Source organism: Psychrobacter immobilis (assembly GCF_904846175.1).
GTDB lineage: Bacteria > Pseudomonadota > Gammaproteobacteria > Pseudomonadales > Moraxellaceae > Psychrobacter > Psychrobacter immobilis_E.
Genome location: NZ_CAJGZM010000003.1, coordinates 98,832 through 113,482 on the forward strand (window position 1 = coordinate 98,832; position 14,651 = coordinate 113,482).

The 14,651-nt window shown below is 42.0% G+C and carries 11 protein-coding genes and 1 pseudogene; 6 read left to right on the forward strand and 6 right to left on the reverse strand.

Going from position 1 to position 14,651, the window contains the following annotated elements:
* Window positions 1–300: 300 nt before the first annotated feature.
* Together JMW39_RS04985 and JMW39_RS04990 are read left to right on the forward strand one after the other, a co-directional pair.
* The gene (locus JMW39_RS04985) at window positions 301–1,533 is read left to right on the forward strand and encodes an MFS transporter (protein ID WP_265088444.1); all 1,233 of its coding nucleotides are present in this window, start codon (window positions 301–303) and stop codon (window positions 1,531–1,533) included.
* 88 nt (window positions 1,534–1,621) lie between these two features.
* Window positions 1,622–2,878 (forward strand): amidohydrolase family protein, encoded by a 1,257-nt coding sequence (locus JMW39_RS04990; protein ID WP_201544455.1) that lies wholly within the window; start codon window positions 1,622–1,624, stop codon window positions 2,876–2,878.
* Window positions 2,879–3,159: 281 nt separating this feature from the next.
* On the opposite strand, the gene JMW39_RS04995 is transcribed toward JMW39_RS04990, so the two are convergent.
* The 6 genes from JMW39_RS04995 to JMW39_RS05020 all read right to left on the reverse strand — a co-directional run bounded on the left by JMW39_RS04995 (window position 3,160) and on the right by JMW39_RS05020 (window position 10,738).
* Window positions 3,160–4,155, reverse strand: a complete 996-nt coding sequence (locus tag JMW39_RS04995; RefSeq protein WP_201544457.1) for a MetQ/NlpA family ABC transporter substrate-binding protein — start codon at window positions 4,153–4,155, stop codon at window positions 3,160–3,162.
* Between the two features lie 267 nt (window positions 4,156–4,422).
* Complete coding sequence (locus JMW39_RS05000) at window positions 4,423–5,109, reverse strand: methionine ABC transporter permease (RefSeq protein ID WP_201544459.1); 687 nt, start codon at window positions 5,107–5,109, stop codon at window positions 4,423–4,425.
* A 17-nt stretch (window positions 5,110–5,126) separates the two neighbouring features.
* Entirely contained in the window at window positions 5,127–5,897 is a 771-nt protein-coding gene (locus JMW39_RS05005) for a methionine ABC transporter ATP-binding protein (RefSeq protein ID WP_201544461.1), read from the reverse strand.
* Window positions 5,898–6,270: 373 nt separating this feature from the next.
* On the reverse strand, window positions 6,271–8,385 hold the full coding sequence (locus tag JMW39_RS05010; RefSeq protein WP_201544463.1) for a sensor histidine kinase: 2,115 nt from the start codon (window positions 8,383–8,385) through the stop codon (window positions 6,271–6,273).
* Between the two features lie 92 nt (window positions 8,386–8,477).
* Window positions 8,478–9,200, reverse strand: coding sequence for a response regulator transcription factor (locus tag JMW39_RS05015; RefSeq protein WP_201544465.1), 723 nt, complete (start codon window positions 9,198–9,200; stop codon window positions 8,478–8,480).
* A gap of 251 nt (window positions 9,201–9,451) precedes the next feature.
* Window positions 9,452–10,738, reverse strand: a complete 1,287-nt coding sequence (locus JMW39_RS05020) for an efflux RND transporter periplasmic adaptor subunit (protein ID WP_201544467.1) — start codon at window positions 10,736–10,738, stop codon at window positions 9,452–9,454.
* 789 nt (window positions 10,739–11,527) lie between these two features.
* Here JMW39_RS05020 and pilG point away from each other — a divergent pair.
* The 4 genes and pseudogenes from pilG to JMW39_RS05040 all read left to right on the forward strand — a co-directional run.
* On the forward strand, window positions 11,528–11,905 hold the full coding sequence (gene pilG, locus JMW39_RS05025) for a twitching motility response regulator PilG (RefSeq protein ID WP_201544471.1): 378 nt from the start codon (window positions 11,528–11,530) through the stop codon (window positions 11,903–11,905).
* Between the two features lie 112 nt (window positions 11,906–12,017).
* Entirely contained in the window at window positions 12,018–12,383 is a 366-nt protein-coding gene (locus tag JMW39_RS05030) for a response regulator (protein WP_201544472.1), read from the forward strand.
* Window positions 12,384–12,386: 3 nt separating this feature from the next.
* Window positions 12,387–12,917 carry a chemotaxis protein CheW gene (locus tag JMW39_RS05035; RefSeq protein WP_201544474.1) on the forward strand — a complete coding sequence of 177 codons (531 nt, stop codon included), beginning with the start codon at window positions 12,387–12,389 and terminating at the stop codon, window positions 12,915–12,917.
* Between the two features lie 599 nt (window positions 12,918–13,516).
* A pseudogene (locus JMW39_RS05040) lies at window positions 13,517–14,521 on the forward strand (methyl-accepting chemotaxis protein); the annotation flags it as partial.
* Window positions 14,522–14,651 lie beyond the last annotated feature (130 nt).

Here is a 14,651-nt window from a genome sequence, read left to right on the forward strand (position 1 = left end):
TTAATAGTTATTAAAGCCGCTAATAGGTCATTCGAGTGTGTTGCCAAAAATAGGCATTGCTGAAATTACAAAACCTTACTATAGTAAGGGGTATATCTAAAAGCGGCGTAATGCTAGAGTATAACCAAACAAATGACAAATTTATTTATCCATAAAAATTTATCTATTTACAGATATATAGATTCTTATTGATAGAGCTACCAATAAAGCAATGGTTAACAAGGTAACGATTAAGAACATAACGATGAACAAAGTTAAGTTGCACAATCTTCTAGCAACTTCATTCAATTAGGAGAGGATGTGTCCAATCTTTCAAAGGCAAGTACTGTACAAAACAGTCATTTAAAGAACGGTGCAGACAGTCAACATCAAAACCCTATTTCGTGGTTTATCTTTGGTTTGATGGCAAGCGTAACCTTTATTGGTATTCTCTCAGAGCTGATGCCATCTGGTATTTTGCCGCAAATGACCGCTGGCTTAGGTATTGAGCAGACTCAGGTAGGGTTTTTGGTCGGTATATACGCGCTGGCATCAGCGATTTTTGCCATTCCGCTTATTAGTATGACGTTGTGGGTCAATCGAAAAATTCTTTTGATGGTTCTGTTGGCAGGCTTTGCCATTTCTAATATCGTCGTCGGTCTTACCTCATCTTATGCGCTTATCGTCACCATGCGTATCATTGGCGGTATTTGTGCAGGGATTATGTGGCCAATGATTGCCGCCTATGGGACGGCATTGGTGCCAGAAAACCTGCATGGCAAAGCTATCACTATCATTATGGCGGGCAATACCTTTGGGGTAAGTCTGGGTCTACCGATTATGACCTATATTGGCACCCAAGTTGGCTGGCGTACCTCATTTATCGTACTTGGTGTATTGGGTGCGGTGATTGCACTGCTGGCTATGAAATTTTTACCATCGGTGCAAGGCGAAAAGCTGACCCAAAGTAACTCGCCAATAGCGGTGCTCAAAATACCTGGCGTCTGGATTGTTTTAGCACTGACTTTTTTAGCAGTCGTCGCCCATTACAGCACCTACACCTATATCACGCTATTGGTCGAAACCATTAAGTTCGTTGGCGGTATCAGCTTAGCGCTATTTATCTTTGGGATAGGTTCGGTCATCTCGGTCATCTTATCGGCCAAGATTATTGACACCCATTTACGCGGTTTAATCGTTGGGATGTTAGCTTGCGGCGTGATTGCTATGTTGTTGTTCGTCTTCTTCAGGGGAACGAATGGTTTTGCGCATTTTGCTTTTTTACTGTGGGGACTGGCATTCGGACCTCTGGTAACTATGTTTCAAACGGCTGTTAGCCATCAGGTGACGGAAGCAAAAGCGGTCGCGACCTCGGTACAATCGAGCGTATTTAACTTTTCAATTATGATTGCCACATGGCTTGCCGGTTTGATTTTGGTACATATGCCAGAAACAGGTGTCTTGGGTATCGTCTATCTGTCTATTCTGTGTTTCGTGCCTGCCATTATTATTACGGTAATCTCTAAGAAAACCTTAGATGCACCTGCTGTCTAATGGATGTTATTAATCTAATAGCACTTAATAATTCAGTGTTAATAAACAACTTTAAATAACTAACTTTTAGCAATAATAGGAGTTTGTCATGATTAAATTTACCAATGCCACTATTTATCGTAATAGCGCTGCTAACGAGATTTTGGTCAAAGACGGTGTCATTCATCAAATCGGTAAGGATTTACCAACTGCTGAAGAAGAGATTGACCTGAAGGGTAGGTTGGTTGTGCCGCCTTATGTAGACTCGCATCTGCATTTAGATTATGTCTATACCGGTGGTGGTGATGAGGCGAAAAATGCTTCAGGTACGCTATTTGAAGGGATTGCGCGCTGGCACGATGTTAAAAAAACGCAATCTTTTGAAGATGCGAAAGCGCGGATGCTAAGAGGCATTCAGGAAGAGGTTTCTAAAGGTGTGCAGTACATTCGTACCCATATAGACGTTTGCGACCCTGATTTAACAGGGCTCAAAGCCATGCTCGAGCTTCGTGAAGAATTAAAAGACAACGTCACCATTCAGATTGTGGCCTTTCCGCAAGAAGGCATGTACGCCTATAAAGGCGCTGTCGAGTTGATTGAGGAAGCGTTAAAAATGGGCGCGGACTGTGTTGGCGGTATTCCGCATTTTGAATGGGCGTATGAATTCGGTCAAGATTCTGTGCGTAAAACGGTAGAGCTTGCGCTTAAATATGACAAGCTCATCGACGTCCACTGTGACGAAACTGATGATCCGATGAGTCGTCACGTACAATTATTAAATGCCTTGGTGATGATTGAAGGTATCGGTGCGCGCTCGACGGCGAGTCATACCTGCTCATTCGGCTCAGCAGATGATGCTTATGCATTTCGGATGATGGGGTTATTTGAGCAATCAGGCATGAACTTTATCGCATTGCCAACCGAAAACGCTTACTTACAAGGTCGCCAAGATACTTATCCAAAACGCCGCGGTTTGACGCGGGTCAAAGAGTTTTGGGAAAATGGTATTAACGTCAGCTTTGGTCAGGACTCTATTAACGATCCGTGGTATCCAACCGGTAACGGCAATATGATGAATATCTTGGATAACGGTATTCATTTGGCGCAAACCATGTCACTGCCGCAGCTTGACGTCTGTCTCGACTTTATCACGATCAATGGCGCAAAAACCCTAAATATCGAAGATGAATACGGTTTGGATGTTGGTAAGCCAGCTAACTTTTTGGTATTGGATGCCGATAGTCCGTTTGAAGCGGTGCGCCAACGCGCCGACGTGCTTGCTTCTGTTCGTAACGGTAAATATTTATTTAAAAAGTCTGAACCAAGCTATGATATCGAATTGGATGTTTTTAGAAAAACCAAATAGTCTTATTTACCAAAAATAGAGAAAGAATAAATATAGTCAGTGAAAAGTAATATCGATACATCACGCACTGCTGATATCAATTTTTCTTGCTTGCTGTGCCTGCGCAGACAGAGGCTACAAAAAATTGATATCAACAATACCGTATTGTTTTTAGGGTATTTTGACTATAGCAACCAGCTAAAATATTAACGAAAAAGCCCATTATTTTAATAATGGGCTTTTCTATTTAACTTCTAAAATACTTTATTGGCATAAAGTATCTTAAATCATGAGGTCGGCAATTACTGAGCAGCAGCTTCGGCAACTGGCGCGCTAGCTGCCGTAGGAGCATTAGCGGTTGCAGGAGCTTTAGCAGTAGCAGTGTTCTCACCCCAGATTTTTGGGTATTTATAGCCAGGGAAGCTATCGTGAGCATACTTTTTAAAGGCGTCTGAGTTATAAGCGTTAGTCACGTCTTTGACCCATTTCTTATCTTTATCAGCGGTTTTGATCGCTGACCAGTTAACATAAGCAAAGCTTGGCTCTTGGAATAGGGCTTCAGTCAGCTTGATACCCGCATCGGTCGCGTAGTTACCATTGACGATAGCAAAGTCCACTTCATCACGCGCACGCGGTAGCTGGGCAGCTTCTAGCTCAACGATTTTGATGTCGTATTTGCTGTTATCGGCGATATCCGATTTTGATGCGGTCAACGGGTCGATGTTGTCTTTTAGCGTAATCCATCCAAGCTCATTCATCATTACTAACGCACGGGCAAAGTTACTTGGATCATTCGGTGCAGAAACACTCATACCTTTATAGACGTCGTCGAGCTTAGTCTTTTTACCAGTATAGATACCAAGTGGCGCGGTTGGTACTTGGAAGACTTCCACCAAATCAAGATTGTTTTCTTTTTTAAAGGTATCAAGGTAAGGTTTATGCTGGAAGATGTTGATATCTAAATCGCCATCGGCCAAAGCGATATTTGGACGCACATAATCGGTAAATGTTACCAGCTCAACTTCATAGCCTTGCGCTTCTAATGAGCTTTTTACTTGGTTACGAACCATATCAGCAAAGTCGCCTTCGGTGGTACCGATGATAATTTTGCTATGCTCAGGGTCGATATCGTTGGTCGCTGCCGTTTCTGTGGTCGTTGTTTCAGTAGCACCTTCAGTGACTGGCTCTTTAGTAGCTTCTGGCGCTGATGAGTTGTTGCAACCGACCAATACAAGACCTGATACGCCAACGGTGGCCAATGCGGTCGCAAGCTGACGGCTGATATCTGTTAATTTCATGAAACTTCCTTAATAATGGGTGGGGAATAGGGGATTGAATGTTAACAGTAAAAATCCGCATTAAAAAAGCAACATTATGAATAGTAATGCTGCTAAGTTAACGGTTGTTAAGATAGTATCAAAATTAAAGGGAATCAGTTACAAAGTCAAGCATTTGCTTAGGATGAATCGGCATTAAACCTTGAGCATTATTCATATCAAACGTTTAATCTGAGCGCTTTAATAGCCAATGACTAAGGCTATTTATAGTTATTTTAGAAGTAAGTTTTAACGCTTGTCTAAACGCATCGCTATCCAATTACCAGACGCCTGAATACCGATCACCATAATTGATAGCATAATCACGATAAATACCATAACCTCAGTTTGATAGCGATAATAGCCGTAACGAATCGCCAAATCACCCAAACCGCCACCGCCAATCATACCGGCAGCTGCCGAAAATGACAGTAAGCTGATACATAAAATGGTCACAGACAATACCAAGCCAGAGCGCGCTTCATTGAGCAATACTTTGATAATGGTAAAGGGGCGTGCGCCCATCGATTCAGTTGCTTCAATAATACCGCGTGGCACTTCGCGCAGATTTTGTTCGACCAAACGTGCAAAGTAAAAGGAACCCGCAATCGCCAGTACTAGAGATGCAGCAATCGGTCCGATACCCGTGCCAACGATGGCTTTGGTAAAAGGACTCATGGCAATCATCAAAATTACAAATGGGAAGGCGCGCATAAAGTTGGTGATAGCACCAAGAACGCCATACAAGGTCTTATTTTGCAAAAACTGCCGATCACTAGATAAAAATAAGAAAACCCCAAACAGACCGCCGATCACGATGGCGACCGTCGTTGAGATACCAAGCATAATAAAGGTATCTACGAACGCTTGCCAAATCTCTTTGCGTAGCGCGAGCAGTTTGTCTATCGAGGCGGATAATTCAGCACCAGTTAACATGTCTATTCTCCTGCCTCTTAATCTTCATGGACCAAGCCTTTGCCAATCGGGGTCGTGGCCTGAATCAGACCGTCGCGAATATCGGCAACCTCAAGCAATTGCCCTTGATGTAACAATGCTGCGCGGTCGCATAGCCTGCGAATCACGCTCATTTCATGCGTGACGATGACGATGGTGACGCCAAGTTGTTCATTAATATCGCGTAGACAAGTCAATAAGCTACGTGTGGTCGCAGGATCAAGCGCACTGGTTGGCTCATCAGCCAATAACACTTTAGGGCTAGGCGCAATAGCACGCGCGATACCGACACGCTGCTTTTGTCCCCCTGATAACTGCGCAGGATAGTGCCCGGCACGGTCAGTCAAGTCGACGATTTCTAAGCAGTCCATTACCCGTTTATGAATATCGGCGCTCGGGTAGCCTGCCACCGTTAAGTTGAAGGCGACATTATCGAAGACCGTACGATTGGACATCAGGTTAAACTGCTGAAAAATCATGCCGATATTATGGCGGGCGATACGTAACTCACTGGCAGATAGCGTGGTCAAATCCGTACCATCTACGATAACTTGACCTGAATCTGGACGCTCAAGCAAATTAATCAGGCGTAACAGGGTAGATTTACCCGCGCCCGAATAGCCCATCAGGCCAAATATTTCGCCTTGCTGTACCGTTAAGGACGTCGGTTCGACAGCAGTAAACCAATGTGGCTTGCCGTCTTTATCTTTTATAGACCGGTCGCTTAAAAAGCTTTTGGTCACATCGTTTAAGACAATCATGTCACTCATGGAGGGCTCAAAATTCAATAAATATTTTAACGGTTATGAAGCGGTTGTAAGCTCTTTTGGGTGTTTGAGCGTAAATTAAAATCAACATTCAATAACCCTATAATAAGGGGCGCTAATATAGCATATTCTGCAGTGTTTTGGATATGGACATCCATGACTAAAGGATAATATTGGCTTGCACGTTATCGAGTAACGAAGCAATCGAGATAGGTAAAGTATAAATTTACTGTGGTTTCAAATAAATTTATCTGAAATAAAGAAGGCTTATGACAGTTGCATATACTTTGGAATGTATTTTTGGTAATCATTTTAGCCGTAAGTTTTTGCTATCGAGTTTGTTAATATTGAGTTTGTTGAGACTGAGCTTATAGTATTAATTATGGCTGTCATGATGATAATGAGGGTCGTGCTTGACGGGTAGGACCACTAAAAATCGCGTATGACCATTAATGGTGTCGGTGAGGATACGCCCTTGATGAGCCGTAACAATCTGGGCAACCAAGGACAAACCTAGCCCCGAGCCTTTATTCTTTTGCTGTAGACGTACGAAAGGACTAAAGACTTCCTCACGTTTGTTTTCAGGGATGCCTTCGCCTTCATCAATCACTGCCATTACGGCATATTTTGGTAGTGGGCGGGTTGGTTCGGGTTTTGCTTTCTTTAGATGCTTACTAAACAAACCTTCTTTACGTGGTGTATTTGCTGTTTCGCCATTATCTTTGGCGTTCTCTTTATTATTGCCCTTAGAGTCATCTTTCTCAACACTATTATTTTTACCGGTGTTTTCTGCGTTTTGATTAATAGCATTGTCTTCAATACTGAGAAGTGATATCTCTTGATTTTCAGGAACTGCACGCCAAATAACTTTTTTGATTTTATCGGTTAAATCGCTCGTTAAGCGCTGGTAATTAGATATTAACGATGGCTCGACAATGGCTTCGACTTCATCGGCGCTTTTTGAATCAGTGTTTATGGCGCTGCTTATATCACTGTCTATATTACTAGGTACGTCAACAACTTCTGATGACTGTAATTTATCAGTACTTACGCTATTATTGTCATCAATCTCAGTATCAGCAATGATGCTTTCACCATTTTTATAAATAGCAGGGGCAGGTAATAACGCTACTTCTGTCGCTTCTGCTGACGTTGGCTTAAGTTCGTTAGCATGAGCGACAATAGAATCGTCATTGGTAATAGCGTTTTCTACATTCTCAAGCTGGTTGACGTTTTGGGTTATTTCCTCATAAGAATCAAAGTCTGAGCTGTTATAATCGACAAAACTGCTGCACAGTATGGTTTGCAACAGGAAGTCAGGAATGTCATTAGCTTCATTCAAGGTTTGTACGCCGTAAAGTAAGACAGTGACAGGCGGCTTGCCGTGCAGCATGGCATTGGTCAATAAGTTGCGAATTAAATGAGTCAGCATGGATGATTGCCCATCAATGACGATGTGCTCACCAATCAAAGTCGCTTCAGAATAATGCTGCCGTTCCTGATTGACCAAATCATATAAGTCCAGTTGCTCAACTTGCTGTAGCGCATGACCGGCGTCTAAACGACTGACGAGCAAAATACTTTCGACCAAATCATTTAATCCAGACAAGTCACGATTGATCGCTTGCGCACGCTTATCAAATTTTTCTTTGGTATCACTCGGCAATGCTCCAGCTAGCATATCCATCATCTCTATCTGCAAACGGATACGGGTGATAGGTGTGCGTAGTTCGTGCGAAGCGTGCGCCAATAGCAGATTATTAGCATTGATCAAATGTTCGATTTTTTGCGCTGCTTGGTTAAAACCGCGGGCGAGTGACGCAATCTCATCATTACCGCGGGCATTGACGCGCACGCTAAAGTCGCCATCACCAAGTTCAGCCATCTGCTGACTCATCTGATTGATACGCCAAGTGATCGTACGCGCAATCCACCAAAGCACACCTGCCATAATAATGAGCAGCAATAAAGTACCCGTAAATAAGTTTAATGCTGCGGAAAGTACAGGTTTCTTAGGTGGTAGGCGTGATTCATATAATAGTGTATAGCCCGTACTACTATAAACTTGGGCTTGCTTGGTTGGAGAGGTTTCGGCAAATGATGGAAAAACCCGCGCTAATAGAGAGGGCGGCGCAGGCAGTTCTAACGGCAAATCGCTGTTATCACTTTGCATCAGCAAATGACCGTCGCTGTCATACAAACCCATCTTTGCCTGCAACGATTCATCAAAAATATCAAAGCTTTTTTTGACTACCGCCAACATAAAGCGTGCTTGTAGTCGGTTGTCATTACTAACGGCGATATTTAATTCGTGCAAGAAGGGGTCGATTTGACCCAATATTTGCGTGGCTAAGATTTCTGAGCGGATACCAGCATCTTTATCATGAACCAACTGGGTCAATAAAACCATCGCTACCGCAAATAAGATAAGTGCCAGCATCACACTGGCAAATAGCTTGGCAAAAACAGAACGAAAACCCAGTTGTTGCATCAAATCATCTCTATTATCAAACGCTTATAACCACTTTATTGGTTTTACTGCAACTATCGCTTAGCCTAATGCCGTTTGATTTTATCTAGCAATTAAACTTGATCGGTGGCAAATTGATAACCGACACCGCGTACAGTAATGATACGTTTTGGCTGACGTGGATTGTCTTCAATCAGCGCACGCAAACGCGAAATATGCACGTCAATAGCGCGATCAATATTGTCTGAGCTGTCATCGTTTGGCATCGCTTGCCACAATTGCTCGCGGTTTAGTACTTTACCAGAATGGGTGGCAAAATAATGCAGCAATTGAAACTGATGCGTCGTTAGACGGACTGGTTGATCATCGATAGTGACTTCATGGCTGTCAGGAAAGACGCTTAAACGACCAAAAGTCAAGCTATCCGATTGACTGTCTGCTTGATTTGGCTGCTCATGACGACGAATAACGGCACGAATACGAGCCAGTAATTCACGCGGCTCAAACGGCTTCGAGATATAATCATCGGCGCCCATCTCTAAACCGAGTACACGATCAGTGGTATCGCCTTTTGCCGTTAGCATAATAATCGGCACTTTATTGGTCATATTATTTTTGTTGCCACGTATTTTTTGGCAAACTTGCATCCCATCCATATCAGGAAGCATCAAATCTAAGACAACCAAATCGATATCACGCTCTTTGGCGTCCAATAACTCAAGACCTTCTTGACCCAATCCAGCATGGTGTACATCGTAATAATTCATGGTCAGATAATCACTGATTAACTCGGCTAAATCTGGATCATCTTCAATTAACAAAATCTGCTTACTCATAATTTTTCCTCTAGTTGTTGTTATAGTTTGTTTAAAATGGCTCTAAAAATACTACTCTAAAAGTAATTCTTTAGAAATTGCTTTTCTATAAATTCTGCCTTTATAAGTTTGCTCTTAAAAAGAAGCACGCCCTTAATTTTTAATCAATGCTCAATCACTGCTAGCATACGCTATATTGCCTAAACAGGATGTTATTAAACAAGACATGCTTTGTTAATGTTTCTACACAATGTAACTACTGGCTTTGGCGCTTATGACACCACCACTTTTTTGCCTTCAGATTCAACCGGTAAATTTGCCAAACAAATCAAACTGTCATTGGTAATACCCGCGATTAAATACTGCTCGGTCAATGGGTCATATTCGATGACTTCAACAGGTTGGCGCGTCAAACGTTGGTCTTGTTTGATAATCCAGACGTTGGCGATCAAAGAACGCAGTGGTTTATAAGGGGGGTTGTGTAGCACGGTTAGGTCAACGTCATGCAGTGCGCGCTTAGGAACAATAGTCCCGACCTCTATTTGTCCGTAGTCAACCCGTCCTGTCACCTTCATATCAGGTCGTATTTGGTGGCGGCTGACTTCATTATCAACCACATTGACATAAACCAATAGCTGCTTTGGTTGCGCAGTGGCGGTCAGCTTACTAACCTGTCCAGTAAATTCATCTATCAAGCCTTCCGCAGTAAAGTTGACAGTCTGGCCGACAGAGATTTGCGATTCAGCCTCAATAGGCAGGGTTGCGATAAAATGCAGTTCCGTCTCATCACTGAGCTTTAATAAAGGCTGGCGAGCTTCTATTTTTTGCTCATTTTTAATATAGAGCTTTTCTACACGACCCGAAAAACTCGCCCGTACCGTAATCAAGCTATATGATTGCTCTGATTTTTTAAGCACTTGAGTATTATTTGGTTTGTCATTGCTAGCTATGTAGTTAGTTTGTGGATTTGTCTTATTATCATTTGCCGTTATTTTTACCTCAGCTTGCATACTATCCATAACGCTATCATTTGCTGACGTTTTGGCTTTATCAATGGCAGTTTGCTTAGAGTTAATATCTGCGTTGTTACTATCTTCTATAGTAGGTTTTGGATTTGTAGAGGCTGCTTCATTACTCGGCTGTTGAGAGGCGCTTGTTGCTGTAATAGACGTTGCTAAACGTCGAACCGTAAATAACGGCGCACCTTTTTCTACCCATTGGTTTTTCTTTACCAGTACTTGTTCGACAGTCAGGGCCTGCACGGCAAGCAAATTTACCTTTCTAATAGGTTCAATATGCCCCTCTAGCCCAAGGCTTGGCTGATAACGGGTTGGTTTGACACTTAAGATATGATCTCGAGTCATCGTGATGCTATCAGCGCGTATCAAAAGTGGCGTATTGAATGCTTCGCTGTTTTCGGCCGTGACCGGCTCAGAGGTAGGCGGGGAAGGCTGACAGGCGACAATGAGTAAAGCACTTAAAAAATAGGTGCTCTTCTTGAGAGGGTTAGAAGCTAAAAATATAGCGTTTAAGCCTTTTGTACCCGCAGAACCTATCATATCAATCACCTTTATCAACGAATTTTTATTATATAGTGAAACTTGCTGCGGTGAAATAATTACGCTGCCTTTTGTAATTTGAATTTTCTAAGTCAAATATAGCACTGCTAGAGAACGACAAGGATATAAGACATAAATAAGAGGAATATCGCTAGAGTGATGAATTTACACAAATTTATTTGAACATAAATTCATTAAATGACTGGAAAAGGTGCTATAACTGTGCTAAAACGAACATAACAAAATATATTGATACATTTTTATGACAAAAGAAAATTATTCGGTAAGGTGAACGCTATTTCTATATAATGTTTGAGATATGGCAATGCCCAGTCCTGTAGCTATCAATAGTTTGATTAAAGCCATGCCGTATTAGATGAAGTCAGCTTCTACTTAATTATATATCAATAACAAAGATAATTTTTTAGTCCAGTAGGATTTGATTCAATGACTAATTAGTATCGTTACTCATTGCTGCTATCGCTATCATAACAGCCTAAAAGCACCTAAAATACCGAGCAATTCGCTAAGATAATTTATCATAAAGTGCGTATAGTGACGGATGGTAATGCCCTAGTAAATAGGCAGATACTGATGGTGAAAATCTAGCTATTATGATCGATCCTGATGCAGGGTTTGCTGTTAATCTTTAGATAGAATAAGCTAATTGATACATTGAGATAACAGCTCGTTAATTTAAATTAATAGCTTAACTATTAATAGTTTATATTGATATTTTGTAATGATAGATAGCGCCATGAATAAATAGTCGTTAATAGGATAGAGATAATGGAAAATAATTTTGAAGGTTTAAAAGTAATGGTGATTGATGACTCAAAAACCATTCGCCGTACCGCAGAAACCTTGTTGCAAAAAGCTGGCTGTGAAGTGGTAACTGCCATTGATGGTTTTGATGCCTTGGCTAAGATTGTCGATCATAACCCAGATATCATTTTTGTGGATATCATGATGCCACGTCTAGATGGTTATCAAACTTGTGCATTGATCAAAAACAATCCAGATTACGCTAGCAAGCCGGTAATTATGTTGTCGTCGAAAGATGGTTTGTTTGATAAAGCCCGTGGCCGCATTGTCGGTTCTGATGAGTATTTGACCAAACCCTTTAGTAAAGATGAGCTTTTCGAGGCGATTAACCAATATCGTTAAGCGTAAAAATAGAAATAAATCTGTAAAAAGATATGGTCCAAGCAACTTATTTTAATCGTTTCGTCTCAACAATATATCCTATTGGATATCATCGAACATAAAGGAAACACCTATGACTACTGTTTTAGTCATTGACGACTCGCCATCTGAGATGGCGAAATTTCGCGACATGCTTTCTAAAAATAACTATCAAGTATTAGAAGCAACAAACGGTGAGCAAGGCTGTCAGATGGCCATTGACCATCTACCAGATGTCATCTTGATGGACGTAGTGATGCCTGAAATGAATGGTTTTCAGGCAACTCGTAAGATTACACGTGGTAAAACGACCGCTCATATTCCTATTATTATTATGATTAGTACCAAAAATCAAGAAACGGATCGAGTATGGGGTAAGCGTCAAGGTGCTAAAGAATATATTACCAAACCGATTGACGAAAGTGGTTTGGTCCAGATAATTCGTAAAGTAATGGGGTAGCTTGTGGCATCCAAAGGATTTATTGAGCTGCTGCGCATAGCAGACTTAGCACGCGCGCGCAAAAGTGGTCGCCGCGGCGGCAAAGAGTTTGATTGGCAAGGGGTCGTATTTGAGATCGGTGGTCAGCGTTTAGTAGCGCCAATGGGCCAAGTATCAGAAATATTGACCATGCCAGAATATACCAGCTTGCCCTTAGTAAAGCCTTGGATGCTTGGTATCGCCAATATTCGTGGGCGCTTGTTACCTTTAACCGATTTGTCGCGGTTTTTACAAGTGCCTAGTCAGTTGTCGCAAATGAGCCAGCGTAAAGTCATCGTCATTGACCATGATAATGTGTTCTCAGGGTTGCTGGTAGACAAGGTGCTAGGTATTGAGCAGTTTACGCAAGATCAATACCGTCCAGAAGCACTTGAGTCTAGCTCACCGTTCGCGCCTTATAATCATGGTAAATTTTTTAAAGATGAGCAGGATTGGTATGTGTTTATGCCGAGTTTGTTGGCACAAGATCTGCAATATACCGATGCCGCAATATAATAGTTTTTAGTACTTAAGTATTTTTACTACCTAATTTTTTTAATAAATATCTATTTTTAGCAAATACATAAGCTTTAACAAACACCCATTTTAATCATCGGCTTTTTTGTTAAAAGGCTGATAGAAGAAAGCAATAAAGGCTGGCATGGTTCGATGATATGTCAGCATTCATACAGGCTTTGCGAATCACTGTTGTTTTGATGACAATATGATTTCAGAGTCAGTCACGATACGACTTTGACGATTGTTTGAAAGGAATAGGCACGATGAGTGATGTTATAAACAACCCTGTAGCTAGTACGAATAAAACAACGACAGATGCTAATAGTAAATGGAAGCTGTTATTAGGGCTTTGTGCTTTAGTGAGCGTGGCTTGTCTGTTTTGGCTGGTCAATTCCTTGTCATCGGTCAGTCAGTATTTAGCCAATTTTAATCAATCAGTCATATTACCGGTGATTGTCTTTGTTGTAGGTGTGCTGGGCATTTTATTTGCTTTATACCAATTACTAAAACAACGAGGCGGCTCAGAACGTTTACTGATTGAAAAAGAGACTTTGCGTCGTCGCCAAGAAGCGGAAGCAGAATCTGAGCGTGCGCGCCAAATTCAAGAAGAGAATGAGCGTAACCAGATTGCAATTTTGCGTCTATTGGATGAGTTGGGCGATTTAGCAGATGGTGATTTGACGGTGAATGCAACCGTATCAGAAGATTTTACCGGCGCGATTGCTGACTCTGTTAACTTCGCAATTGACCAATTACGCCAACTGGTACTGGTTATTAACAGCACGGCTGATCGCGTCTCGCAGTCTTCAGAGCAAACGCAGATGAATGCGGTTGAGCTTGCTGAAGCATCGGAGCACCAAGCACAAGAAATTGCTGGGGTATCAGCCGCTATTAATGAGATGACGGTATCAATTGACCAAGTTTCAAACAACGCCTCAGAATCGGCAACGGTTGCACAGCGTTCAGTTGCCATTGCTTATAACGGTGCAGAAGTTGTACAGCGCTCGATTGAAGGTATGAACGTTATTCGTGATCAGATTCAAGAGACGTCAAAACGTATCAAACGCTTGGGCGAATCTTCGCAAGAGATTGGTGATATCGTTGGTCTGATCAACGATATTGCTGACCAAACCAACGTTTTGGCATTGAACGCGGCAATTCAGGCATCGATGGCAGGGGAAGCGGGTCGAGGCTTTGCAGTTGTTGCCGATGAGGTCCAGCGTCTTGCTGAGCGTTCAGCCAATGCGACCAAACAGATTGAAACGCTGGTAAAAACCATTCAGGCGGATACCAGTGAAGCGGTTATGTCGATGGAATCAACGACCTCTGAAGTAGTACGTGGGGCTCGTTTGGCAAAAGATGCTGGTGAAGCACTAGAAGAAGTGCAAACCGTATCTAATACTTTGGCAGACCTCATTCAAAACATCTCCAACGCGGCTATGCAACAAGCAGAGTCTGCAGGTCATATCTCGCATACGATGAATATCATTCAGGATATTACCTCGCAAACCTCGTCAGGTTCAATGGCGACAGCTCGTTCTATTGGTGAGCTCAGTGAAATGGCGGCTGCACTGCAAGAGTCGGTAACAGGCTTTAAGATTTCTAATGATGACGAGCAGTTGGAACAAGAACAGACTGACGATGAGTATATAGATATTGATGAAAGAGTCTCAGATAGCATTTAAAAGCAATTTTCTATGTAATTAACCGCTCTTAATTTATGATTTTTAT